Genomic DNA, 24,011 nt, shown 5'->3' on the forward strand with positions numbered 1-24,011 from the left:
CCGATACCCAAACGGCATGAACAACGCATTGCCGATGCAGGCTTGTCCAGTCTTCCCCATATCCGGCCTGGTCAGCCCCCTACTGATGTGATTCAGGCCTCATCAAAACTGTCTTTGTGACCCACAAAACTGGCCGGAAAGGGCATTTCGTCCGGTTGACGATGAAGACAGCCCGCTCATACCGTGTGTCTACCGTCACAGATTCGGCTGCAACTCGCAGACGCGGATCCTTTTCCCACTGGAGGCCACCATGAGCCCTGCACTCTTCGTGCAGCAGGGACGGACCCACCGCGTCGCCGCAATTGCTGTTGGCGCACTGTCACTTTCACTGATCGTCAGCGGCTGCACCGTCGCCAACTCCAACAACGGCGGAGCCGCCCGCGCAGATACTCTTCGCATCGTTCTGCCCCAGGAACCGCCCACACTCGAGGCCTGCGATGTCTCGCTCACGTCGGTCGGAGTCGTCACTCGCTCGAACATCACCGAGCCGCTGATGGAGCGCAATCCCAGCACCGGTGATCTCGAGCCCAAGCTCGCCGACTCGTGGGAACAAACCTCCGATACCGAATGGACGTTCGCCATCCACCCCGGCGTGACGTTCAGCGACGGGAGCCCCTTCGAGGCCGAGGACGCCGCGTTCTCCATCGACCGCACGGTCAATTCGGAACTGGGCTGCAACGTCGAGGGGTACGTGTTCGGCGACGCGAACCTGGTGGTGACGGCTGTCGACCCGATGACGCTGACCGTGCAGTCGCCGGAACCCGACCCCATCCTGCCGCTGCGCCTGTCGTTCGTGGAGATGGTTCCTCGCACAGCCAGTTACACCGAGCGGGTACGAGAGCCCATCGGAACGGGACCGTTCGCGATCGAGCGCTGGGACTACGGTCAGAAGCTCTCCCTGGTACGGAACGAGACCTACTGGGGCCCGAAGCCCGAGTACGCCAGGGCCGAGTACCAGTGGCGCAGTGAGGGCAGCGTCCGCGCATCGATGGTGACCAACGGCGAGGCCGAGATCGCCACGTCGGTCGGACCGGAGGACGGTGCGGGCGACCTCGGCGTGGCCTACCCCAACAACGAGACAACGGCGCTGCGCGTCCAGGCCGCTCAACCGCCACTCGACGATATCCGGGTGCGGCAGGCGATCAACTACGCGATCAACCGCGACGGCATCGTCAAAGCACTCTTCCGCGGACTCGGCTCGCCTGCAGCGCAACTCATCTCCGAGGGTGTCGTGGGATTCAACGAGGACCTGACGCCGTGGCCATACGACATGGACCAGGCCCGCACGCTGATCGACGAGGCGCGGGCAGACGGGGTACCGGTGGACACCGAGATCCGCCTGATCGGACGCACGGGACAGTTCCCCAAGATCAACGAGACAGTGGAGGTCATCCAGAACTCGCTCTCCAAGATCGGCATGAACGTCAAGATCGAGATGATGGACGCCGCCGGTACCGCCGAATACCAGGAACGCCCGTTCCCGGACGTCGGGCCGTATCTACTGGTGATTCAGCACGGCAATCAGGCCGGCGACTCGGCCTTCACCGTCGACCAGTACTTCACCAGTGACGGATTCCAGAGTGCCTACGGCACAGCGGACTTCGACAAGGAGATCGCTGCCGCCGGCGCACTCACCGGAGAAGACAGGCAGGCCGCGTACGCCCAGGTGTTCGCGGACGAACCGAAGGACATCATGCAGATGGCCTACATCGCGCACATGAACGGGGTGCTCGCCAAGGCCGCCTCGGTCGACTACACGCCGGACTCGGCCACGGTCGACGAAATGCACCTGGCCGCGATGACGCGCGCCGATACCGAGAGGCCCTGACATGTTCAGATTTCTGCGCCGACGGATCTACACGAGCCTGATCCCACTGTTCGTCGTCCTGCTGGGCGTGTTCTTCCTCGCTCGTCTCACCGGCGACCCCACCAGCCTGTACCTGCCCGAGTCGGCCACCCAGGCGCAGCGAGAGGCGTTTCGCGCCACCAACGGCTTCGATCAGCCGGTACTGACGCAGCTACTGGACTACTTCAAAGGCGTCGTGCAACTCGACTTCGGGCAGTCGCTCCGTACCGGTGAGGACGCGTCGGCAATGGCATTGCGCGCCTTCCCCGCAACGCTGCAGCTCGCCTTCGCGACGATGTTCCTCGCCATCCTCGGCGCCGTGATCATCGGCTGCTGGGCTGCGTACCGACCGAACTCGCTGGCCGATCGCATCTCGAGCCTGCTGTCGATGACGGCCGCGTCCATCCCAGACTTCTGGTTCGCCATCATGGGCGTCTACGTCTTCGCCATCGTGTTCGGCTGGCTGCCCACCTCCGGTGTGGACAGCGGAATGCTCTCCTGGGTGTTGCCGATCGCCACGTTGCTCATTCGCCCGCTCGGAGTACTGACACAGGTGGTCCGCGGTGCGATGGTCTCGGCATTGTCGGCACCGTACGTTCGGCTGGCGAGAAGCAAAGGGGCAGGCGATCTTCGGGTCGTCACCCACCACGCTCTGCGCAACGCCGCGGCACCGGCGCTCACGGTCGCAGGTGACCTGATGGTCGGGCTCGTCAACGGCGCGGTGGTCGTCGAAGCCATCTTCGGCTGGCCCGGCATCGGAAAACTGATGATCGACGCCATCCTGCAGCGCGATTTCGCTGTTCTGCAGGCGGCCGTGCTGTTGACGGCGGTGAGCATCTTCGTGCTCAACATCGTCATCGATGCCTGCTATGCACTGCTCGACGCCCGGGTTCGCGACAAGGTGAAGGTCTAAGAACATGTCACTCGACTTCGAAGCACCGAAAACATCCGAGCCCGAGGATGTTCCACCGTCGGCTCCGGTGGAAGCCCGTAAGGCGTCGGCCCCGCTGTGGAAGCTACTCCTGCGGGACAGGGTCGCCACCGTCGCTGCCGCAATCCTGGTGCTGGTCTTTCTCACCGCGATCTTCGGCCCGATGTTGGTCGGTGACGCCGCCACCGACCAGGATCTCGACCGCTCGAACCTGCCACCGTTCACCCTCGACACCGGCTGGATGAACATCCTCGGCACCGATCCATTGGGGCGCAGCATGTTGGCCCGGTTGATCGTGGCCAGCAGAACCACACTCTCGGTGGCCATTCCGGCCGTGATCCTCTCTGCCATCATCGGCTCGTTCATCGGTATGTGGGCCGGTTTCCATCGCGGTTGGCGCGAGACCGCGGCGATGCGCGTCGCCGACGTCATTCTCAGCTTCCCGTCGCTGCTGATGGCCGTCGTCGTGCTCTACGTCTTCTCGCCCAGCGCCGCGAACATCGTTCTGGTCCTGACGGTCACGCGTATCCCGATCTACCTGCGTACCGCCCGCGCCGAGTCCGCCGAATTGCAGAGTCGCTTGTTCGTGGATGCCGCCCGCACGTTCGGCGCGAAGAGCGGATCGGTGATCAGACGCCATGTGGCCCCGATTCTGCTGCCGACCTTGCTCACCGTTGCGACCCTGGACTTCTGCTTCGTCATTCTCGCCGAGTCGTCACTGAGCTTTCTGGGCATCGGCATTCAGCCGCCGGACGTCTCGTGGGGCCTGATGGTCTCGCAGGGCCGCACCTACTTGCAGACTGCATGGTGGCTCTCGTTCTTCCCCGGCCTGGCCATAGTGCTGACGACCGTCTCGGCCACCGTGCTCGCCGCCTGGGCGCGCATCGCCACCGACCCGGCGCAGCGCTGGCGACTCAACGTCCCCCGCTCCAAGCGGTCCCGCCTGCTCCCCGTACGAAAGGTCGTCTCATGAGCGCACCGGCAACTGCACCACAGCGACCGGACACCGGCAGCGTCGCCCTGGACGTACGCGGACTGACCGTCGACCTGCGGACGCCGTCGGGTGTCATTCGCGCCGTCGACAACGTCACCTTCAGCGCGCGCCGCGGTGAAACCCTCGCTCTGCTAGGTGAATCGGGCTGTGGCAAGTCGATGACGGCGCAGGCCATCGTCGGGTTGCTCGAGCCGATCGCCGACATCACCAGTGGCTCGGTCGAGATGGGTGAGGTGGACCTGGTGACCGCCAAGACCAAGGTGCGACGCACCATCGCGGCCACCGAACTCGCCATCGTCTTCCAGGATGCGCTGACGGCACTCAATCCCGTCTACACCGTGGGAACTCAACTGGCCGAGCCGTTTCGGATCCACCGGGGCATGTCGGCCAAACAGGCCCGAGCCGAAGCCATCGCGCTGATGACCCGGGTCGGTATCCCGGAACCGGAGTCGCGAGCCGACTCCTACCCGCACCAGTTCTCCGGTGGCATGCGCCAGCGTCTGTTGATCGCGATGGCCGTGGCCCTGAGCCCGTCTGTGTTGTTGGCCGACGAACCCACCACCGCGCTCGACGTGACAGTGCAGGCTCAGATCATGGCTCTGCTCAAAGAATTGCGCACCGAGCACGATATGGCCGTCGTGCTGATCACCCACGATCTCGCGCTGGTGGCCGAGGAGGCCGACCGTGTCGCGATCATGTACGCGGGCAACGTCGTCGAGACCGGACCGGTGTCCGAAGTGTTCGGCGAACCGCGCCACCCGTACACCAAGGGCTTGCTGGACTCGGTGCCTGTACACGCCGTCCGCGGTGAGGATCTGAAGTCGATCGGCGGCACTCCGCCGGATCTGCATTCCATCCCCGACGGGTGCGTCTATCAGGCCCGCTGCCCCTTGGCCCGCGAGATCTGCATCAGCACTCGCCCGCCGCTCGAATCCGTCGGCACCGGCCGCATGTCGGCATGCCACTTCCCGAACGAGGTAACCAGCCATGTCTGAGCAACTGCTGACCGTGCGCGGACTGAACAAGACCTTCGACGTCGGCCGCGGCAAGCTCCGTGCCCTCGACGCCATCGACCTGGATCTGCGGCGCGGTGAGACCCTCGGCCTGGTGGGTGAATCCGGCTGTGGCAAATCCACTCTCGCTCGCACGCTGATGATGCTCGAACGACCCGACTCGGGGACCGTCGCCTTCGACGGCATCGATCCCTTCGCTCTGCGCGGCAAGGAACTTCTCGCGTGGCGTCGACGGGTACAGATGGTGTTCCAGGACCCGTACGGTTCACTGAACTCGCGGATGACGGCAGGTGACATCATCGGCGAGCCATGGCGAACTCACAAGGGCCTGTACAAGACTCGGCGTGATCGTTCTGCGCGAGTGCGCGAGCTACTGCATCTGGTCGGCTTGCGACCGAGCGACGAGAACCGCTTCCCGCAGGAATTCTCGGGCGGCCAACGCCAACGCCTCGGCATCGCGCGGGCTCTGGCGCTGAACCCCGACGTGATCATCTGCGACGAGCCGGTCTCCGCTCTCGATCTCTCGGTACAGGCGCAGGTGCTCAACCTGCTCAACGACCTGCAGAAGCAACTCGGCATCTCGTACGTGTTCATCTCGCACGATCTGTCGGTCGTCCGACACGTCGCCGACCGGGTCGCGGTGATGTACCTGGGCCGTATCGTCGAATCCGGCGCTACCGAAGCAGTATTCGAGCGTCCCGCGCACCCGTACACCGCGGCACTGATGTCGGCCGCACCCACACTCGACGCGTCGAGCCGCGGGACGAAAATCCTGCTGAAGGGCGAGGTACCGTCACCGCTGAATCCGCCGTCGGGATGCCGGTTCCGCACACGCTGCTGGAAAGCAACCGAACTGTGCGCCAGTGAGGCACCCCCGGTGGCGCTCGACGCCGACGAGGCCGATCACATCGCCGAATGCCACTATCCGCTCGTCGCAGGCAATCTCGGCCTCGTCGCTGCCGGGACGTGATGGCGACACACCTGAGCATCACCGGGTTCGTCGTCATCGCACTGGCCATCTTCTTCGCATCGGCGATGCAGGCGTCCATCGGATTCGGTATGGGCATGCTCGCTGCGCCCATCGTGGCCATCGTCGACCCCGGCCTCATCCCGGCGACGCTGATCATGCTCGCCGTCGTCGTCAGTGTGCTCGTTCTGGTTCGTGATCGCACTGCCCTCGACCTGTCCGGCGCAGGGTGGGCGCTCGCCGGTCGCCTACCCGGTTCGGCGGTGGGCGCATTGCTGCTCGTCCTGTTGCCCGAACGCGGACTGGCCATCCTGCTCGCGCTCGTGGTGCTGGGCGGCGTGGCACTGACCTCCTTCGGTTGGGTCCCTTTGCCGCACAGACGAAATCTGGTGGTGGCCGGGGCCGCGTCGGGAATTCTGGGAACGGCCACCTCCATCGGCGGGCCCCCGATGGCCCTGGTGTGGCAGCGCAACACCGGAGCCGAACTGCGCAGCACCATGAGCTGCTTCTTCCTCGTCGGCTCGTTGATCTCGCTGGCGGTACTGGCGGTGGCGGGCGCAGTGGACGCCCATACCGCGACGCTGTTCGTGTTCCTGGCCCCGGCGACGATTCTCGGTTTCCTGCTCTCGCGAGTGGTCAATCGTGTTCTCGACCGTCGACGCCTGCGCATCACCGCAATCAGCGTCTCCACTGCCGGCGCACTCGTTCTCGTCGGACAGCAGGTACTCGCCCTGATGTGAGGGCCGTGTCACGTGTTGCATCGGTCGCATTGGGTAACCGTTCACGATGACTACGAACACCACGCGCGCGCTGATCGTCGGTGCCACCGGAATCTCCGGGCAGGCCCTGTGCCACGCTGCACTCGATGCAGGCTGGACCACCTACGGACTGAGTCGCAGCGGGAGTACCCCCGTCGACGGCGTCGTGCCGGTGGCTGCGGATCTGCTCGACGTGACCTCGCTCGAGGAGGCCCTGCAGGACATTCGCCCCGAGATCGTGTTCTTCACAGCATGGATGAAGAAGGACTCCGAGCAGGAGAACATCGAGGTCAACTCGGCCACTCTCCGCAATGTGCTGAACGTTCTCGGCCCCCTCGATTCGGTGAAGCATGTCGCGCTGATGACCGGCCTCAAGCACTACCTCGGACCCTTCGATGCCTACGGTGAGGCAGTGATGGCCGAGACGCCGTTCCACGAGACCGAGGACCGCCTCGACACCCCGAACTTCTACTACGCGCAGGAAGACGAACTGTTCGCCGGTGCCGAGAAGTTCGGATTCGGCTGGAGCGTGCACCGCGCGCACACCATCTCGGGGTTCGCCGTGGGCAACGCGATGAACATGATGCTGACGCTGTCCGTGTACGCGTCGATCTGCAAGGAACTGGGCGAGAAGTTCGTCTTCCCCGGTTCCGAGACCCAGTGGAACGGGCTCACCGACCTCACCGACGCCGACCTGCTCGCCGAGCAGATGGTCTGGGCCGCAACCGATGACCATGCGCACAACGAGGCGTTCAACATCGCCAACGGTGACGTCTTTCGCTGGCGCTGGCTGTGGCCGCAGTTCGCCGCACACTTCGGCGTCGAGCCCGAGGGCTTCGACACCGAACCGCGTCCCCTCGAACCCCGCATGTCCGACGCGGCTGCTGCGTGGAAACGCATCGCCGAGAAGCACGATCTGGTGGAGAGCGACGTCTCCCGGCTGGCGTCGTGGTGGCACACCGACGGTGACCTCGGCCGCGACATGGAATGCCTGACGGACATGAACAAGTCCAAGAAGGCCGGCTTCATCGGCTTCCGATCCACCCCGGATGCCATCGCCTCGGTGATCCAGCGCTACCGAGACGCGCGCCTGATTCCCTAGAGCGGCTGCGCCGCATGTGAGCGCGGAGCCTGCGGTCGTTCCGCAGGCTCCACTCCGAACTCGACCCCTGCTACGAGTTTCCACTCACATGGCGTTGGTGCCCTCGGTCAGATCCCGCACCTCGGCGTAGCGTTCGCGCACCGCCGGGGTCGAGTCTGCCTCGTAGGTCTTCGACGCTGCCTGTGCCCAGGTCGGCGGCTCGCTGGTTCCGGCCAGTGTCCACGCCGCCTGGCGCGCGGCACCGTCGGCGACGTATTCACCCGGCTCGGGCACGATCACCGGAACTCCTAGAATCGCCGGGGCCAACTCTCGTAACGCAGCAGATTTTGCGCCGCCGCCGATGAGCAACACCCGCTTCGCCTCGACGCCTTGTGCTCGCAGATGATCGATGCCGTCGGCCAAGCCGCACAGCAGTCCCTCGATTGCCGCCCGCGCCAGGTGACCCGGCGTCGAATTGTGCAGTCGCAGACCGTGAATCGCACCGGATGCATCGGGACGATTCGGGGTGCGCTCACCCTCGAGGTAGGGCACCAACACCAGGCCCTCACTTGCCGTCGACAGTGCCAACCGGGACAGCTCGTCGTGGTCGACGCCCAGCAGCCGCGCCGTCGCATCGAGGACACGAGCAGCGTTGAGCGTGCACACCAACGGCAGTTGACGGCCGGTGGCGTCGGCGAATCCAGCGACCAGACCCGAACCGTCCGCTGCGGCAACCGAGGTCACCGCCGATACGACGCCGGAGGTGCCCACCGATACGACCACGTCACCGGGCTGCGCATCGAGGGCAAGCGCCGCCGCGGCATTGTCTCCCGTTCCCGGCCCGATCAGCGCACCGCTCGACGTGTGGCCTATTGCCTCGTTCGGCGCAGCCACGCGCGGCAGCATCGGGTTGCGCCCACGAAAGCCCAACTGCAACAAATCCGTTCGATACTCGCCGGACGCCGCAGAGAAATACCCGGTGCCACTCGCGTCACCGCGATCGGTGGCCAAGGCGTCGAGCCCCGACGCGCCACCGAGCTGCCAACCGATCCAATCGTGCGGAAGGCACACCGCCGCAGTGCGATCGGCGTTGTCTGGCTCGTGGTCGGCCAGCCACCGCAATTTGGCAACCGTGATCGAGGCCAACGGAACCACTCCGACGGCGTCGGCCCAGGCTTGCCCGCCGTCGCCGCCGGTCTGCTCGCCCAACTCCGCAATCAGATCGTCTGCCGCCTGAGCTGACCGAGTATCGTTCCACAGCAATGCTTTACGGACAACGGCTCCCGCATCGTCGAGGCAGACCATGCCGTGCTGCTGCGCACCGACCGACACCGCGTCCACGTCGTCGAGCCCGCCTGCATCGGCGACCGCCTCGTCGAGCGCATCCTTCCACCGCTGCGGATCGATCTCGGTGCCGTCGGGATGACCGGCTCGGCCCTGGCGGACCAACTCCCCCGACTCGGCATCACGAACGTAAACTTTGCACGATTGGGTGGAGGAGTCGATTCCGGCAACGAGAGCCACGATGAGCTGGTCCTTTCCTACGCAAGTGTGATCTACGACCCTACCCGCGAGGAGTGGTTGCCTCCGTCACCAGCGTTCGCGCGTAGGCAATGGCCTGCGGAGTGGTGTCGAAGACGCGTCGAGCATCGTCGTCCTTGGTGGTGAACACACCCAACGCCGCGAGGGGACGCAGATGTTCGGGTTTGGCTCCGGAGATGAGAACAACGATGTGGCGGTGTTCGAGTTCGGTGATCGTGTCCTTGAGGACGATGGCCCCGGTGGCGTCGATCGTGGTCACCCGTGACATGCGCAGGATCACCACCTTGACGTCCGAGACGTCGGCGAGTTCGAGCAGGAAGCTGTGCGCGGCACCGAAGAACAACGCACCGTCGATTCGGTACGCGACGATGTGTTCGCGCAGCAGGTCGCCTTCTTCTTCCGAGACCGCGTCGAGTGCGTCCAAGGGGACCTGCTCCATCGTGGCGGATCGCGCTACAGCGCGCAAGGCCAGTACGGCGGCGAACCCGACCCCGACCGCCACTGCCGTCACCAAGTCCAAGACGACCGTGACGAGGAACGTTGCCGCCATCACCACGGTGTCGCCGCGCCCGGCGCGGCTGATCGCTCGGATCGACGCAGTCTCGACCATGCGCACCGTGGTCGCCAGCAGGACCCCGGCCAGGGCCGCGAGTGGGATGTGGGCCACCAGCCCGGCGGCGGAGTACATGATCGCGGCGAGAATCACGGCGTGGGTGAGGGCGGCGAGCCTGGTACGGGCCCCGGATCGAACGTTGACGGCAGTGCGGGCGATGGCGCCGGTAGCGGGAATCCCGCCGAACAAGGGAGCGGCGATATTTGCGAGCCCCTGTCCGAACAGTTCCCGGTCGGGGTTGTGTCGTGCTCCGACGCCCATCGAGTCCGCAGCAGTGGCGGACAGCAACGATTCCAAGGCCGCCAGCGCGGCGACGGCACACGCGGGAGCCAGCAGGGCCGCCACGTCACCCAGGTGAAAGAAGCCGAGGGACGGGACGGACAACGATGACGGGATGGTTCCGATTCTGGCGATGTCGAGGTCGAACAGCTGTGTGGCCACAGTCGCCCCGGCGACCGCGACCAACGAGAACGGAATCTTCGGTGCCAGGCGGCCACCGACCAGCATGACGACGGCGACGGCGATGGCGACTGCGGGGGTCACGATGTTCGCGTGCGCGACGAACGACCGGACCGCGTCGAACGCGGACTGCCACACCTTCTCGCCTCTGGCGTCGGTGATTCCGAGCGCGGCCGGAATCTGTTGCAGCGCAATCACAACGGCGATGCCTGCGGTGAATCCTTCGATGACGGGAGCGGGCATGTACCGCACCGCTCGTCCGACGCCTGCACCCGCGAGCGCCAGCAGCATGACCCCGGCCATGAGACCGACGGCGAGCACACCGGTGGGCCCGTACTCGGCGACGATCGGTACGAGTACCACCGTCATGGCACCGGTAGGACCCGAAACCTGAAAGCGGGAGCCCCCGAACACCGCGGCGACGACACCGGCGACGATCGCTGTCGCCAGGCCGGCTGCGGCACCCAGGCCCGTGCTGACGCCGAATCCGAGGGCCAGGGGCAGTGCGACCAATGCCACGATCAGGCCTGCCAACAGATCTGCGCCGGGTGCGCGGAACGCGGGCTTCCACTCGCTCCACCGGGGCAGGAGCGCGGATACGGCCGTCAGTGCGTCGTTCGCGCGGGCGTGTTTCGTCGGTTCGGACATGCGACGCTTCCTGACAACTCATCGAACCTGGTCAACCTGATTGCTAAGTTTAGCAAGTAATGAATCAAGAAGACAGGGAGATGCTCGACACCGTTCCGGACCGTCGGGTCAGGTGCGCAATCCGGACTCACCATCCAGCTGTTCGACCTGATTGGCCACCACCCCGGACAGTATCTCTCGGGCCACCACCAGTAGGTCTGCCACTTTCGGGGACGTCAGCGTGTACGTCACGGACAACCCCTCACGAGTCCCCTCGATGAGGCCCGCACGTCGCAGAATCGACAACTGCTGCGACAGATTCGCCGGTTCGATGCCCACCTCCAGCAGCATCTCGGACACCGCGTGTTCGCGTTCGCTCAACAACTCCAGCACTCGAATGCGTGCGGGATGCGCCAACGTCTTGAAGAAGTCGGCCTTCATTCGGTACAGCGGTCGACTCGAATCCGTGGCCATGACTTCCCTCCGTGCCACCCACCGCCGCGCGACAGGCTACTTGCGAACACTAGCAATCAGCCGACGCGACGAGTGCCATCCCTGCCCTTACCGAAACTCCGCTACCTTCACTGACATGCGCGGAGAACCCGACGAATCCACCGACTTCAGACTGACCGTGGCCACGGCGGCTCTCGACCTCTTCTCGGTCAAGGGTTACGAGTCGACGACGGTGGACGACATCGCCGGAGCCGCCGGAATCTCGCGACGGACGTTCTTTCGTCAGTTCCGTGCCAAGGAAGACGTCGTATTCGCCGATCACGAAATACTGCTCGAGCAGGCAGGCGCATTTCTCGACTCGAACGAAGGCGATCCCTGGCAGGCGGTGTGCGACGCCGCGCAGCAGGTGTACGAGCGATTCTCCGACTGGCTGGAGATGTCGCGCCTGCGCTATCAGGTGGTGCACCGCAACCCTGCGCTGCGCGATCGAGAGATCGTCACCGTGTTTCGCTACGACCGACTGTTCGTCGAATATCTGCAGCGAGTGCGGCCGGATCATTCGCACCTGGAGATTCTGCAGTTCTCGGCTTCGGTGACCGCAACACACAACTACATCCTCCGACGGATGATTCGCGACGGGCTGCCCACGTCGGTCAGCGACCTGCGGTCCGCGCTGGCGCAGGTACGCGCGCAATTCCTCGGCGAGATCGTCGTCGCGTCGTTCCCACGGGGCATGTCCGTCGCGAAAGTCGTCGACGCGTTGGCCGATCACACAACAGACTGACTCACCCGACGGTGTGGCACTCAGTGCCGCATAACGTGGACCCACCCTTGAAACGAGCGAGCTGCGGACGTACGATGGGTGCATCCTTGGCACTGAGTGCCCTGATCGGTCAGTGCTGATCCCCCTACATTCAAGGAGCGTGGCCGATATGGCCGGAAATCCCGACTTCGATCTGTATCAATCGCCCGAGGAGCACGACGAACTGCGTGCGGCCATCCGGGCACTGTCGGAGAAGGAGATCGCTCCGTACGCCAAAGAGGTCGACGAGGACTCACGCTTCCCGGAAGAGGCATTGAAGGCCCTCAACGCCTCCGGCTTCAACGCCATCCACGTTCCCGAGGAATACGACGGTCAGGGTGCCGACTCGGTCGCAGCCTGCATCGTCATCGAAGAGGTCGCCCGCGTCTGCGGCTCGTCCTCGCTGATCCCCGCCGTCAACAAGCTCGGCACGATGGGACTGATCCTCAAGGGCTCCGAGGAGCTCAAGAAGCAGGTCCTACCATCCCTCGCCGGCGGTGCGATGGCGTCGTACGCCCTGTCCGAGCGGGAAGCGGGCTCCGACGCAGCGGGAATGCGTACTCGCGCCAAGGCCGACGGTGACGACTGGATCCTCAACGGCTCCAAGTGTTGGATCACCAACGGCGGCAAGTCCGATTGGTACACCGTCATGGCAGTGACCGACCCCGACAAGGGTGCCAACGGCATCTCCGCGTTCATCGTGCACAAGGACGACGAGGGATTCGTCGTCGGTCCCAAGGAGAAGAAGCTCGGCATCAAGGGCTCCCCGACGGCCGAGCTGTACTTCGAGAACTGCAAGGTCCCCGGCGATCGCATCATCGGCGAGCCCGGCACCGGCTTCAAGACTGCTCTCGAAACCCTCGATCACACCCGTCCGACCATCGGCGCGCAGGCCGTCGGCCTGGCACAGGGTGCCCTCGACGCAGCCATCGCGTACACCAAGGACCGCAAGCAGTTCGGCACCGCGATCTCGAGCTTCCAGGCCGTGCAGTTCATGCTCGCCGACATGGCCATGAAGGTCGAAGCCGCACGCCTTATGGTCTACAGCTCCGCAGCCCGCGCCGAGCGCGGCGAGAAGAACCTCGGATTCATCTCCGCGGCAGCGAAATGCTTCGCGTCCGACGTGGCCATGGAGGTCACCACCGACGCCGTGCAGCTCTTCGGCGGTGCCGGATACACCACCGACTTCCCGGTCGAGCGCATGATGCGCGACGCCAAGATCACCCAGATCTACGAGGGCACCAACCAGATTCAGCGTGTCGTCATGTCGCGGGCGCTGCTCAAATGAGCGGTATCGAACTCGTAGGCGTCATCGGCGGCGGCACCATGGGTGCCGGTATCGCCGAAATGTGCGCTCGCTCCGGCAGTTCCGTACTGATCCTCGAGACGAGCCAGGCGACGGCCGACGCCGCAGAAGCTCGCTTGGACAAGTCCTTCGCTCGCGCCGTCAAATCCGGCCGCATCGAAGCCGATGCGGCCGAGAAGGCGCGGGCTGCAATCACGTTGACGCTCGACATCAACGACTTCGCAGACCGCGACCTCGTGGTCGAGGCCGCACCGGAGATCGAATCGCTCAAGCTCGATCTGTTCGGCAAGCTCGATTCCATCGTCAAGCCCGAGGGAATCCTGGCCACGAACACCTCGTCGATCCCGGTCATCAAGATGGCCAACGCGACGAAGCGTCCCGACAAGGTAGTCGGGGTGCACTTCTTCAACCCCGTGCCGGTGCTGCCGTTGGTGGAAATCGTCGTCAGCCTGCTCACCAGCGAAGAAACCGTTGCAGCGGTGACAGACTACGCGGGCAACACGTTGGGCAAGAAGACGATTCGCGCCGGTGATCGCGCCGGATTCATCGTCAACGCATTGCTCATTCCGTACATGGTCTCGGCCATCCGCATGCTCGAATCCGGCTTCGCCAGCGCGGAGGACATCGACGAGGGCATGGTCAACGGCTGTGCGCACCCCATGGGACCGTTGCGTCTGACCGACACCGTCGGCCTCGACGTCACCCTCGCGGTGGCAGAGTCGCTCTACGCGGAGTTCCGCGAACCGCACTATGCTCCGCCGCCGCTGCTGCAGCGCATGGTGGACGCCGGAATGCTGGGCCGCAAAACCGGCAAGGGTTTCTACACGTATTCGTAGTAGTCCCCCGAGTCTGCGTGAATGGTCCATTCACCCCCGTCAGGGCCGGTGAATGGACCATTCGCGTCTTCGGGGAGGCGCACACTGGAGTCGTTCCACAACACTTGGAGGCTCCATGAACATCGATCTCGACGGCCGAACCGCATTGATCTCCGGCTCCAGCCAGGGCATCGGACTGGCGATTGCCACCGAATTGGCCCGTGCCGGTGCGCGCGTCGTTCTCAACGGTCGTAGCGCATCCGCGCTCGATTCGGCCGAGGAACAACTGCTCACCGAGGTACCCGGCGCACGAGTGATTGTCGTGGCAGCTGATCTCGCGACGGCCGAAGGGGTCGAGACGCTGCTTGCCACGGTCCCGGTGGTCGACATTCTGGTGAACAACCTCGGAATCTTCGGAGCCAAGCCGGCCCTCGATATCGACGACGACGAGTGGCGTCGCTACTTCGAGGTGAACGTGCTGTCGGCCATCAGACTCATCAGGACGTATTTGCCGGCGATGACCGAAGCCGGTTGGGGCCGAATCCAGAACATCTGCAGCGATTCCGCGGTGGTGATTCCCGAGGAAATGATCCACTACGGAATGACGAAAACCGCGCTGCTGGCGGTGACCCGCGGATTCGCGAAAGCTGCTGCAGGAACTGGCGTTACGGTTAACTCCGTGATCGTCGGGCCCACTCACACCGAGGGCGTCGAGAAGTTCGTCGCAGAACTCGTCGGCGACGAACTGCCGTGGGACGAGGCTCAGGCGACATTCATGAAGGAACACCGTCCGCAATCGCTCATCGGACGGTTGATCGAGCCGAAGGAAATCGGCAACATGATCGTGTACCTGAGCTCGGAACAGGCCTCCGCGACCACCGGTGGCGCATTACGCGTCGACGGCGGCTACGTCGACTCGATACTGCCATGAGTTCCGGCCCCGTTCGCGTGCCCTTCTCTGCGGCACCGTAAGGCCGGTCCGGTCGGTCACAGTTTGTGGCCGACCGGTTCGGGGCATGCGTGAAGCACACAGGATCAAGCAAAGGTTCTTCACGCATTTCACCGCATTCGGAGAAGATTCGACAGTGAGCGATCAGTACACCTTCACCAACCCCGTCACGCAGTACCGTCAGGACGGCTTCCCTGAGCAGCATCAGGATCCGCCCGGTCTGGCAGCAGACCTCGAGCCCCTCGCCGACCACGGTGAGGACAGCTATCGCGGGTCCGGTCGTCTGACCGGCCGCAAAGCGCTCGTCACCGGTGCCGACTCCGGAATCGGTCGAGCAGCAGCGATTGCCATCGCCCGCGAGGGTGCCGACGTGGTGCTCAACTACCTGCCGTCGGAGGAGAAGGACGCACAGGAGGTTGCGCAATTGGTCCGCGACGCCGGACGCACCGCAGTCTTGGCTCCGGCCGATATCACCGACGAGCAGGCCGCACGCGGAATCGTTCGGACCGCCGTCGACGAGCTCGGTGGGCTCGACCTGCTGATCAACGTGGCAGGTAAACAGCAGTTCGTCGAGGATCTGGCGGATCTGACCTCGGAGCAGTTCGACCAGACGTTCAAGACCAACGTCTACGCATTGTTCTGGATCATCCAGGAAGCCGTGCCGCACATGCTCGCCGGGTCCACCATCGTCAACACCAGTTCGATACAGGCGTACACACCCTCACCCGGTCTGGTGGATTACGCAACCACGAAGATGGCCATCAACACCATCAGCAAGGCCCTTGCGCAGCAGTTGGCGCCCAAGGGGATTCGCGTCAATGTTGTTGCGCCGGGCCCGTTCTGGACACCACTGCAGGCTGCCGGCGGTCAGCCGACGTCGGCGTTGCCGGAATTCGGCAAGGAAACTCCGCTCGGACGTGCGGGGCAACCCGCCGAAATCGCCGGTGCCTACGTCTACCTGTCGTCGGCCGAGTCGGGTTACGTCTCCGGCGAGACATTGAACGTCAACGGCGGCATGCCGACGCCGTAGTCGACATCCGTTCTGCGTGAATGGACCATTCGCACCCGTCTGGGCTCATGAATGGTCCATTCACGCATCTGGAGAGATCAGTCCTTCGGACCACCGGCGGCGTAGACGACCTGGCCCGAGATGAAGCCGGCGCCCTCGCTGACGAAGAACGAAGCCAAGTGCGCGATGTCGTCGGGGTGTCCGACGCGATTGACCGGAATCTGCGACGCTGCAGCAGCTTTGAAGTCCTCGAACGGCATTCCGACGCGTTCTGCCGTCGCCGCTGTCATTTCGGTCTCGATGAATCCGGGAGCAATAGCGTTGGCCGTGACGCCGAACTTGCCGAGTTCGATAGCGAGGGTCTTGGTGAATCCCTGCATACCGGCCTTGGCGGCGGAGTAGTTGGCCTGGCCACGGTTACCGAGCGCGGACGTGCTCGAAAGGTTGACGATGCGGCCCCACTTGGCGTCGATCATGTGCTTCTGCACCGCGCGAGTCATCAGGAACGATCCACGTAGATGCACACCGAGAACGGAATCCCAATCCTGCACCGTCATCTTGAACAGCAGATTGTCGCGAGTGATACCGGCATTGTTGATCAGCACGGTCGGCGCACCGAACTCACTCGCGATGCGATCGACTGCGGTCTGGACCGATTCCTCGTCGGCGACGTTGGCCCCGATGGCCACTGCCTGGCCACCTGCGGCCTGGATCGCACCGACGGTGTCACTGCACGCGCCCTCGTCGAGGTCCACCACGGCAACTCCGAAACCGTCCTTGGCCAGCCGCTTCGCCACCGCAGCGCCGATTCCACGTGCACTGCCGGTGACGATGGCCGTCTTGATCTGATCGCTCACGAATATCTCCTAGGAACACGCCGAATCGAATTACCTGTCATCTGTTTCTACCAACCTCGGTGTCGCAGTCAGTACGCAGCCACCGCCCCGTCGAGTGCCTTCTGCATTCCCTCTGCCACCACTCGGGTGATGTCGATCGGCTTCTCGGGCAGTTCGGTGATGGGCGTATCGATGTACACGCTCGCCTGTTTGACCTTCGTCGTTGGGCCGTAGCTCAACCCGATACAGACCAGCACCGGCTCGACGCCGAGCTTGCGGGCGCGCATCGCGATGTGGCCGATGCCACTGCCGACGTGCTGCACCGTCGTCGGATCCTCCAGGTTGCAGGTGCCCTCGGGGAACACTGCGAGGTCGTCGCCCCGCTTCATGCGCTCGGCACTGACATCCATCATGCGGTTACCCGCAGCGCTGACGGCGCGCATTCCATGATTCTTGCCACGGAAGACCGGGATGCCGCCCATCATGTCGATTCGCCTGCGCTGCTTGGGTTCCTGGAACAACTCGTCCTTGGCCAATACCCTCGTACGACCGATCACCGGACGCAGCGGCGACGCCCAGGCCGCCGCTGCGAGGGTGTAAGGATCGTTCTCGGTCAGATGATTGACCGCGATGAGCAGACGAGTGTTGTCGTACACCAGACGACGCAATTCCTCACGAGCACCGTCGGGATACGACACCCGCGGGCGGAAGCGCCTGGCCAAGGTGGCGTACGCCAGCCTCGCAACCTGACGATTCTGCTGGTGACGCAGGTAGAAGTCGTACACGGTCACATCGTTTTCGAGAATTACCGCAGGCCGATCCATGACGCGAGCTTAGCCTCACACCCGCGAAGAACCCATAGCCCGGATCCCGACGGCAAGTCCGACTGCCGCGGTGGCTGCGGCAGCAACGACACCTGCCGTCACCGTCGAACTGGTGAACTCGCCCGCGAACAGTGCACGTTCTGCGTCGACCAGATACCCGAGAGGGTTGATGTTCACCAAGAACTGCATCCATCCCGGGGCCGCGGTCAACGGAAGCATGGTGCCCGAGAGGATGAGCAGGGGGAACATCAATGTCTGCTGGATAGACCAGAACACCCAATCCTGTCCGCGCACAGCCAAAGCCAGCGTGTAGGACAACGCGCCGAGCCCGACACCGAACACACCGAGCAGCGCGATTCCCACGACCGCGCCGACGGGATTCACCGACAACCCCAGCGGCAATGCCACCAGGACGATCAGCACGGCTTGAGCGGCCAGCGGCACCATTTCCTTGAACGCGCGACCGACGAGCAGAGACGACCTCGGGAGCGGCGTCACCAACATCCGTTCGTGTGAACCCTGCTGCAATTCGGCCAGCAGGTTCGAGCCAGTCATCGACGTTCCGAAGATGGTGATCATTGCGAGCACCCCTGGAACGAACCAGTCCCACACGCTGCCGCTGCCGAGACCCGGGACCTCGGTGAGAAGCGGGCCGAACAGCGCCAGCAGGATCAAGGGCTGCACGAGACTGAAGATGACGGTGAAGGGATCCCGCACCATCGGCCGCAGTTCGCGGCCCATCACCAGGGCGCTTCCCGAGAGTACGTTCATCGGAGTTCTCCTGCCACGCCTGCGGTTTCGCGTGAAGAGTTGCCTGCTGCGGCGCTCTCACGAAGACTGCGCCCGGTGAGACCGAGGAACACATCGTCGAGGGTAGGACGCGTCATGTCCGCCGTGTGCACCGTGATTCCATGAGACTCGCTGAGCCGTAGTAGATCCGGAAGAACCACCTCGGCCCGCTCGACCCGAATGTTCAACCGCGAACCCGCAACCGTCACGTCTCTGACTCCGGCAACACCTCCGAGGAGCGCACCCAGCGCCGACGCGTCGGACACGGTGAGGACGATCAGGTCACCGGCCAGTTCCGATTTGAGGGCCGTGGCTGTGTCGTCGGCGATGACGGTGCCGCGATCGACAACGATCACCCGCTCGGCCATCGAATCGGCCTCGTCGAGGTAGTGCGTGGTGAGCACGATGGTGGTGCCCATCTCCCGTCTGAGCCGCAGAATGTGATCCCACAGATTCGCTCGGCTCTGCGGGTCCATACCGGTGGTCGGTTCGTCGAGGAACAGCAACGGTGGACGGTGCACCAACCCCAAGGCGATGTCGAGTCGGCGTCGCTGCCCACCGGACAGCGTGGACACGGTGCGAGCCGCGAGCTCGCCGAGTTCGAGCGCCTCGATCAATTCGTCTGCGCGAGTGCGTGATCGTCGACGCGTCATGCCGTAGCACAACCCCTGCACAACCAGTTCGTCTCGGACGCGCTGATTGTGGCCTGCACCGTTGCCCTGGCCGACATAGCCGAGACAACGTCGAACACGGTCCCGATCCTTCGCCACATCGAATCCGGCGATCCGCGCCGAGCCCGACGTCGGTGCCAGCAACGTCGTCAACATGCGCAGAGTGGTCGATTTACCAGCCCCGTTCGGGCCGAGCAGAGCCACCAGCTCTCCCTCACCGATCGTCAGATCGATGCCGCGCACCGCCTCCACGGTCTTCTTGCCCTGCCGAAAAGTCTTGGTCAGTCCTGATGTTTCGATCATCTGTGACGCCCCTCGTCGCACTGAGTGAATGAGTACGAGAAAGACGTTAGGAACGAACGCGGTCAGCTTCGGTCCGCGTTGCCACGACAGCCGAAATCAACCGAAGACGGGGAACTTCCGCTTGCGGGCCAGGGCATCCATCCCGGATTGGATGCTCGAGCGCACCTCCTCGTACTTCGCGTCGACGTAGGCCTCGTCGTCGCACCGTGCCGGATCGTGGTCGAGTTCGACCGGCGGCATGAATCGGGTTCGAATCTTCGCGGGCAACGGAATTTGCGGAAGCGCCGCGGGGGCAATGATCCACGGCAGCGAGATCGCGATCGGAAAGACCTTCAACCGCGCAATCTTGTCCAGCTTCAACGCTTTCGACAGCTTGTCGCCGCGAATGAGTACCGGCATGGCGTCGGCGCCGCCCACTGTTGCCACCGGCACGATCGGTACGCCCATTCGAATGGCGAGCTTGATGAAACCGGTCCGCCCACCGAGCGTCGCCTCGTCTCGCTTGCTCCAGGGCCGCAGAGAATCGACCTCACCACCCGGCCACACGATGACGTCTCGACCCTCGGCCAATGCGGTCGACATCGAGTCCGGCGCAGCAGGAAGCACACCCATGGATCGAAAGACCTTGCCGATCAACGGGAACGCCATCAGGGCATCGTGCGCGGTTCCGTGCAGAATGCGCTTCTCGCCGAAGTGTCGCCACCACTGTGCGCCGACGGTCCACGCATCCCACACGAACGGCGCACCCGAATGCACCCCGACGACGAGAACCGGTGACTCGGGGATGGTCTCCCAGCCGTCGATCTCCATCCGGAAATAGCGATCCATCACGCCGTTCCACAGCTTTTGCTGACGGTCCATCGCCACGGTGTTCTGATCGTCGAGGTCCCAGTCGCCCGCACGTTCGGCGACCACCGCTCCGAGACCACCGGACGCCTTCTCGCGACGCTCCTTCATCTTCAGCCGGGCCGCCGCTGCGTAGCGCTGTGCTTGCTCGCGTAATTGCCCCTTCGCCTGGTCCCCCGTCGAACCTCCAGTGCCGTCCCCACCCATTACGTGATCCCCATCACTCATACCCGCACGGTACTCCACCCGCCCACCGCCGACCGACAACCAGCGCTCGTTACCCCACGCGACGTCCTACCTGTCCGTTATGGTCGAAATTCGAGCCGAACGAACGAGGTACACCGATGGATCCGATCGAACCGGCCTACGGCACGACGGCACTGCTGCTGATCGCCGCCGCAGCCGTGGCAATCCTGCTCTTCCTCATCATGAAGGTGAAACTGCACGCCTTCGTCTCCCTGGTCCTGGTCAGTGCGGTCACCGCCGTCGCCGCGGGAATCCCACTTGCAGACGTCCCCGATGCGTTGCTCTCCGGTTTCAGTTCCACCCTCGGTTCGGTCGCACTACTGGTGGCACTGGGCGTGATGGTCGGGCGTCTGCTCGAAATCACCGGTGGCGCACAAGTATTGGCCGACACTCTGATCAACCGATTCGGAGCCAAACGGGCACCACTCGCACTCGGTGTCGCCGCGCTCATCTTCGGCTTCCCCATCTTCTTCGACGCCGGCCTCGTCGTCTTTCTGCCGATCATCTTCACCGTTGCCAAACGATTCGGCGGATCGGTTCTGCTGTACGCCCTCCCCACCGCGGGGGCCTTTGCCGCGATGCACGCCATCGTCCCGCCGCACCCCGGCCCGGTCGCTGCCACCGAACTGCTCGGCGGAGACATCGGTTCGGTACTGCTCATCGGCGTTCCCGTCGCCGTCGTCTCCTGGTTCGTCGGCTCGTACCTCGTCGGTACCCAGCTCGGCAAACGATTCGTCACCATGCCCGCAGACCTCTTCGCAGACGGATCGCAGAACACCGAGGACCACGACAAGGAGATGGCCGCGCTCCGCGACCCGGCCCCGAAGTTCGCTGCAGTGTTGTTCATTCTCTTGACGCCACTGGTGCTCATCTCGCTCAACACCGTCGTCAACACTCTGACCACCTCGGGTGTGCTGACCGGAGACGAAACCTGGGCGGCTGCCCTGACTCTCATCGGCCAGACGCCCATCGCGCTGCTGATCACCTTGCTGCTGGCGCTGTTCATCCTCGCCCCCGGACGCTTCCCGGTGGCCGAGGGTGCCAAGTACATGGACCAGGCCCTCGGGCCCATCTGCTCGATCATCCTGATCACCGGTGCCGGCGGCATGTTCGGTGGAGTGCTGCGAGCCAGCGGCATCGGGCAGTCCCTGACGGCCTCGTTGTCCGACCTCGGATTGCCGATTCTGCTGCAGGCCTTCCTGATCGCCACCGCGCTGCGCGTCGCGCAGGGTTCGGCCACCGTCGCTCTCACCACCACCGCCGGGTTGATCTCGGTGCAGGTCGCCGAGCTCGATCTGAGCAACTTCAAGATCGCGCTGCTGGTGTTCGCACTCGCCGCAGGAGCCACCGTGCTCTCCCACGTCAACGATTCCGGCTTCTGGCTCGTCAGCCGCTTCTTCGGCATGGACGAGAAGACGACCCTCAAGACGTGGACCCTCATGGAAACGACACTGGGACTGGCGATCTTCGCCGTCGCATCACTGCTGTGGGTGGTGTTCTAGCACGGACCTCACTCGTCCACTTCGAGCCTGCATCCCCCTGGCGGAATTTCCAGGACGATGACCTCGTGTCCCTCTCCGGTGACGAGTGCGGTGAAGATGGTCTCCGCTCCGTCCATCGACACCCACCAGTTCATGTTCGCACCCCGCAGACGCGGCACCTGACGATAGACCGCTCGGGCGTCCTCGATCAGCGCGTGCGGATGCAGCCTCCGAGCAGCGGCGATAACGGTCCGACGCACGTGGTCGAGATCGATCAGGTCGTCGTCGTCCGACAGCTGTGATGGTCGAAAATCAATGAGTGCGAATGGTATTCGGACGATTGGAAGCGTCGCAGCGTACGCCATCGATCCCTCGGAAAGCTCTGGGTAACGCCAGTCGAGCACGCCGTCGTCGAACGTGGGTCGCAGGTCGTCGTAGATCGCCGATCCGGTCTCGGCGCTGCGATTCAACGCTGCGATGTACTCGGTCAAAGAGTCGAACCAAGGCGCACTCCCGTCGGCGGCCTCAGCCGAGAACATTCGAACGCAACCGCGCCGCCTACCCCGGCGGGTATCTATGAAAGTGGTTGCGCCCGTTTCGTCATCGGCAATCGGAAGATAGGCGGGTAGAAACATCTCGGCAGTCTCACCTGCCTTTTGGCTACGGATCGTGGCCGGCCAGTCATCACCCAGATAGTCGACGGAGTGCGGATTTTCGAGACCGAACCTGTGTCGAGCGACAACCTCGTCCAACGACAGTAACTTCGTGTCCGGCAGCACCGAACCGACCGGGACGTAGTCCTCACCCAGGGGAACGTGCTGCCCGTCGTGCAGTCCGTAGAACTCGCGCAGTTCCTCCGTCCACGGCGTTGTCGCATGTTCGGCGGCCTCGCGCTCACTCGCAGACCGTGGCGGCCGAATCGACGCGGCGGTGATCGGCGCGCGCTCGCGGATCGTCGCCATGTACGCCGTCCATATTTCGGTGAAGTTCACGGCTCGAACCTAGACGAGCGTCACTGCACCGGCATCAGAATTCGCCACGCGCCCAGTACCAATGAGCCGACGGTGACAAGCAGGAACAGCCCGACCCAGACGATGCCGGGCAGGAAGGTCAGTCGAGCGAGTTGATCGGCATCGGAATCCCGTGCCCGTCCGGCGCTGCGTGATTTCTGCAGTTCGAGAACAGGCCGCGGGCCGGCGATCAACAGGAAGAAGGTGATGAAGTACGCCGCCGCGACCTGCTGTTCGCCGGTGCCCCACCAGGACACCACGAACAGTGCAGCACCGACGACGACGAGCGACAGCAAGCCGTAGATATTGCGAATCATCAACAGCATCAATGCAATCGAGATGACGCCGATCCACAGCACCGCCACCGCATGCTGGGTGCCGAGCACGAACGCGGCACCCAGGCCGAGAAGCGAGGGCCCCACGTAGCCGGCGAAGGTCATCGCGATGACGCCGAGGCCGGTGGGCTTGCCCTTCGAGATCGCAACGCCCGAGGTATCGGAGTGCAGTCGCAGCCCCATCAGCTGTCGACCGGTGATCAGTGCGACGAACAAGTGCGCACCCTCGTGCGCAATGGTGACCACGTTGCGCGCGATCCGCCACGTCTGCGGCAACACGACGATGACGAGTGCAACAAGAGCCGCAACTTGGACGATCCACACCGGTGGATCAGGACTCACCGCGGAGATGCGGTCCCAGAATTCGTTCACACCCAAGTATGCGGCTTCGGCGCAGTGGCATGGTTAAGTGCCGCTGAGGGGACTCAACCGCACCACTGCCGCAGGCGCTACGACGCGCGTGCTTCGGCCTTGGCGCGTTCGCGGGCGAGGGAGCGGTCTCGCA

23 protein-coding genes are annotated in these 24,011 nt (G+C 64.1%); 13 read left to right on the forward strand and 10 right to left on the reverse strand.

Annotated elements, in window-relative coordinates:
• Positions 1 to 250 precede the first annotated feature (250 nt).
• From O4220_RS07050 to O4220_RS07080, 7 genes are read left to right on the forward strand one after another with little or no spacing between them, the layout of a single operon-like run.
• Entirely contained in the window at positions 251 to 1,828 is a 1,578-nt protein-coding gene (locus tag O4220_RS07050) for an ABC transporter substrate-binding protein (RefSeq protein WP_269602948.1), read from the forward strand.
• Position 1,829: 1 nt separating this feature from the next.
• Positions 1,830 to 2,759, forward strand: a complete 930-nt coding sequence (locus tag O4220_RS07055) for an ABC transporter permease (protein WP_032377499.1) — start codon at positions 1,830 to 1,832, stop codon at positions 2,757 to 2,759.
• Positions 2,760 to 2,763: 4 nt separating this feature from the next.
• Positions 2,764 to 3,750: an ABC transporter permease gene (locus tag O4220_RS07060; RefSeq protein WP_037171043.1), complete on the forward strand. Its 987-nt coding sequence runs from the start codon at positions 2,764 to 2,766 to the stop codon at positions 3,748 to 3,750.
• Complete coding sequence (locus O4220_RS07065) at positions 3,747 to 4,766, forward strand: ABC transporter ATP-binding protein (RefSeq protein ID WP_269602949.1); 1,020 nt, start codon at positions 3,747 to 3,749, stop codon at positions 4,764 to 4,766. Before O4220_RS07060 ends, O4220_RS07065 begins: the two co-directional genes overlap by 4 nt.
• A complete protein-coding gene (locus O4220_RS07070; protein WP_269602950.1) occupies positions 4,759 to 5,754 on the forward strand; it encodes an ABC transporter ATP-binding protein in 996 nt (331 codons plus the stop codon). The genes O4220_RS07065 and O4220_RS07070 overlap by 8 nt, the downstream gene beginning before the upstream one ends.
• A complete protein-coding gene (locus O4220_RS07075; protein WP_420030325.1) occupies positions 5,754 to 6,491 on the forward strand; it encodes a sulfite exporter TauE/SafE family protein in 738 nt (245 codons plus the stop codon). The genes O4220_RS07070 and O4220_RS07075 overlap by 1 nt, the downstream gene beginning before the upstream one ends.
• Positions 6,492 to 6,537: 46 nt before the next feature.
• Positions 6,538 to 7,611 (forward strand): SDR family oxidoreductase, encoded by a 1,074-nt coding sequence (locus O4220_RS07080; RefSeq protein ID WP_269602951.1) that lies wholly within the window; start codon positions 6,538 to 6,540, stop codon positions 7,609 to 7,611.
• Positions 7,612 to 7,695: 84 nt separating this feature from the next.
• Here the strand turns inward: O4220_RS07080 and O4220_RS07085 are convergent, their stop codons facing one another.
• The 3 genes from O4220_RS07085 to O4220_RS07095 form a co-directional block, all read right to left on the reverse strand.
• The gene (locus O4220_RS07085) at positions 7,696 to 9,114 is read right to left on the reverse strand and encodes an FGGY family carbohydrate kinase (RefSeq protein ID WP_269602952.1); all 1,419 of its coding nucleotides are present in this window, start codon (positions 9,112 to 9,114) and stop codon (positions 7,696 to 7,698) included.
• Between the two features lie 40 nt (positions 9,115 to 9,154).
• Positions 9,155 to 10,852, reverse strand: coding sequence for a SulP family inorganic anion transporter (locus tag O4220_RS07090; protein WP_269602953.1), 1,698 nt, complete (start codon positions 10,850 to 10,852; stop codon positions 9,155 to 9,157).
• Between the two features lie 108 nt (positions 10,853 to 10,960).
• A complete protein-coding gene (locus O4220_RS07095) occupies positions 10,961 to 11,305 on the reverse strand; it encodes an ArsR/SmtB family transcription factor (protein ID WP_269602954.1) in 345 nt (114 codons plus the stop codon).
• Positions 11,306 to 11,420: 115 nt separating this feature from the next.
• Here O4220_RS07095 and O4220_RS07100 point away from each other — a divergent pair, with 115 nt between their 5' ends.
• The 5 genes from O4220_RS07100 (at position 11,421) to O4220_RS07120 (ending at position 16,186) form a co-directional block, all read left to right on the forward strand.
• The gene (locus O4220_RS07100; RefSeq protein WP_032377491.1) at positions 11,421 to 12,068 is read left to right on the forward strand and encodes a TetR family transcriptional regulator; all 648 of its coding nucleotides are present in this window, start codon (positions 11,421 to 11,423) and stop codon (positions 12,066 to 12,068) included.
• Positions 12,069 to 12,216: 148 nt separating this feature from the next.
• Positions 12,217 to 13,374 carry an acyl-CoA dehydrogenase gene (locus O4220_RS07105; RefSeq protein WP_032378347.1) on the forward strand — a complete coding sequence of 386 codons (1,158 nt, stop codon included), beginning with the start codon at positions 12,217 to 12,219 and terminating at the stop codon, positions 13,372 to 13,374.
• A 5-nt stretch (positions 13,375 to 13,379) separates the two neighbouring features.
• The gene (locus tag O4220_RS07110; protein ID WP_269602996.1) at positions 13,380 to 14,228 is read left to right on the forward strand and encodes a 3-hydroxybutyryl-CoA dehydrogenase; all 849 of its coding nucleotides are present in this window, start codon (positions 13,380 to 13,382) and stop codon (positions 14,226 to 14,228) included.
• Between the two features lie 115 nt (positions 14,229 to 14,343).
• A complete protein-coding gene (locus O4220_RS07115; RefSeq protein WP_094617118.1) occupies positions 14,344 to 15,138 on the forward strand; it encodes an SDR family NAD(P)-dependent oxidoreductase in 795 nt (264 codons plus the stop codon).
• A gap of 154 nt (positions 15,139 to 15,292) precedes the next feature.
• Positions 15,293 to 16,186 carry a glucose 1-dehydrogenase gene (locus O4220_RS07120; protein ID WP_269602955.1) on the forward strand — a complete coding sequence of 298 codons (894 nt, stop codon included), beginning with the start codon at positions 15,293 to 15,295 and terminating at the stop codon, positions 16,184 to 16,186.
• Positions 16,187 to 16,263: 77 nt separating this feature from the next.
• On the opposite strand, the gene O4220_RS07125 is transcribed toward O4220_RS07120, so the two are convergent.
• The 5 genes from O4220_RS07125 to O4220_RS07145 all read right to left on the reverse strand — a co-directional run bounded on the left by O4220_RS07125 (position 16,264) and on the right by O4220_RS07145 (position 20,641).
• Complete coding sequence (locus O4220_RS07125; RefSeq protein ID WP_269602956.1) at positions 16,264 to 17,022, reverse strand: SDR family oxidoreductase; 759 nt, start codon at positions 17,020 to 17,022, stop codon at positions 16,264 to 16,266.
• A 68-nt stretch (positions 17,023 to 17,090) separates the two neighbouring features.
• Positions 17,091 to 17,825, reverse strand: a complete 735-nt coding sequence (locus O4220_RS07130; RefSeq protein WP_269602957.1) for a 1-acyl-sn-glycerol-3-phosphate acyltransferase — start codon at positions 17,823 to 17,825, stop codon at positions 17,091 to 17,093.
• A 15-nt stretch (positions 17,826 to 17,840) separates the two neighbouring features.
• On the reverse strand, positions 17,841 to 18,596 hold the full coding sequence (locus O4220_RS07135) for an ABC transporter permease (protein WP_269602958.1): 756 nt from the start codon (positions 18,594 to 18,596) through the stop codon (positions 17,841 to 17,843).
• Positions 18,593 to 19,588 (reverse strand): ABC transporter ATP-binding protein, encoded by a 996-nt coding sequence (locus O4220_RS07140; protein WP_269602959.1) that lies wholly within the window; start codon positions 19,586 to 19,588, stop codon positions 18,593 to 18,595. The genes O4220_RS07135 and O4220_RS07140 overlap by 4 nt, the downstream gene beginning before the upstream one ends.
• Before the next feature lie 96 nt (positions 19,589 to 19,684).
• The gene (locus tag O4220_RS07145) at positions 19,685 to 20,641 is read right to left on the reverse strand and encodes a lysophospholipid acyltransferase family protein (RefSeq protein ID WP_420030335.1); all 957 of its coding nucleotides are present in this window, start codon (positions 20,639 to 20,641) and stop codon (positions 19,685 to 19,687) included.
• A gap of 137 nt (positions 20,642 to 20,778) precedes the next feature.
• Between O4220_RS07145 and O4220_RS07150 the strand changes: the two genes are divergently transcribed.
• Positions 20,779 to 22,182, forward strand: coding sequence for a GntP family permease (locus tag O4220_RS07150; RefSeq protein WP_269602960.1), 1,404 nt, complete (start codon positions 20,779 to 20,781; stop codon positions 22,180 to 22,182).
• 8 nt (positions 22,183 to 22,190) lie between these two features.
• Here the strand turns inward: O4220_RS07150 and O4220_RS07155 are convergent, their stop codons facing one another.
• Together O4220_RS07155 and O4220_RS07160 are read right to left on the reverse strand one after the other, a co-directional pair.
• Positions 22,191 to 23,153: an SMI1/KNR4 family protein gene (locus tag O4220_RS07155; protein ID WP_269602961.1), complete on the reverse strand. Its 963-nt coding sequence runs from the start codon at positions 23,151 to 23,153 to the stop codon at positions 22,191 to 22,193.
• Between the two features lie 20 nt (positions 23,154 to 23,173).
• Positions 23,174 to 23,878, reverse strand: a complete 705-nt coding sequence (locus O4220_RS07160) for a M50 family metallopeptidase (protein WP_269602962.1) — start codon at positions 23,876 to 23,878, stop codon at positions 23,174 to 23,176.
• Positions 23,879 to 24,011: the final 133 nt, after the last annotated feature.

Origin of the sequence: Rhodococcus ruber (genome assembly GCF_027270735.1) — a bacterium.
In the GTDB taxonomy this organism is placed as follows: Bacteria; Actinomycetota; Actinomycetes; order Mycobacteriales; family Mycobacteriaceae; genus Rhodococcoides; species Rhodococcoides rubrum_A.

Coding starts and splice junctions, on each gene's coding strand:
- O4220_RS07150 (WP_269602960.1), top strand. CDS start 20,779: ATGGATCCGATCGAACCGGCCTACGGCACGACGGCACTGCTGCTGATC.
- O4220_RS07075 (WP_420030325.1), top strand. CDS start 5,754: ATGGCGACACACCTGAGCATCACCGGGTTCGTCGTCATCGCACTGGCC.
- O4220_RS07130 (WP_269602957.1), bottom strand. CDS start 17,825: ATGGATCGGCCTGCGGTAATTCTCGAAAACGATGTGACCGTGTACGAC.
- O4220_RS07145 (WP_420030335.1), bottom strand. CDS start 20,641: ATGGGTGGGGACGGCACTGGAGGTTCGACGGGGGACCAGGCGAAGGGG.
- O4220_RS07140 (WP_269602959.1), bottom strand. CDS start 19,588: ATGATCGAAACATCAGGACTGACCAAGACTTTTCGGCAGGGCAAGAAG.
- O4220_RS07065 (WP_269602949.1), top strand. CDS start 3,747: ATGAGCGCACCGGCAACTGCACCACAGCGACCGGACACCGGCAGCGTC.
- O4220_RS07055 (WP_032377499.1), top strand. CDS start 1,830: ATGTTCAGATTTCTGCGCCGACGGATCTACACGAGCCTGATCCCACTG.
- O4220_RS07060 (WP_037171043.1), top strand. CDS start 2,764: ATGTCACTCGACTTCGAAGCACCGAAAACATCCGAGCCCGAGGATGTT.
- O4220_RS07135 (WP_269602958.1), bottom strand. CDS start 18,596: ATGAACGTACTCTCGGGAAGCGCCCTGGTGATGGGCCGCGAACTGCGG.
- O4220_RS07115 (WP_094617118.1), top strand. CDS start 14,344: ATGAACATCGATCTCGACGGCCGAACCGCATTGATCTCCGGCTCCAGC.
- O4220_RS07090 (WP_269602953.1), bottom strand. CDS start 10,852: ATGTCCGAACCGACGAAACACGCCCGCGCGAACGACGCACTGACGGCC.
- O4220_RS07070 (WP_269602950.1), top strand. CDS start 4,759: ATGTCTGAGCAACTGCTGACCGTGCGCGGACTGAACAAGACCTTCGAC.
- O4220_RS07100 (WP_032377491.1), top strand. CDS start 11,421: ATGCGCGGAGAACCCGACGAATCCACCGACTTCAGACTGACCGTGGCC.
- O4220_RS07105 (WP_032378347.1), top strand. CDS start 12,217: ATGGCCGGAAATCCCGACTTCGATCTGTATCAATCGCCCGAGGAGCAC.
- O4220_RS07095 (WP_269602954.1), bottom strand. CDS start 11,305: ATGGCCACGGATTCGAGTCGACCGCTGTACCGAATGAAGGCCGACTTC.
- O4220_RS07050 (WP_269602948.1), top strand. CDS start 251: ATGAGCCCTGCACTCTTCGTGCAGCAGGGACGGACCCACCGCGTCGCC.
- O4220_RS07080 (WP_269602951.1), top strand. CDS start 6,538: ATGACTACGAACACCACGCGCGCGCTGATCGTCGGTGCCACCGGAATC.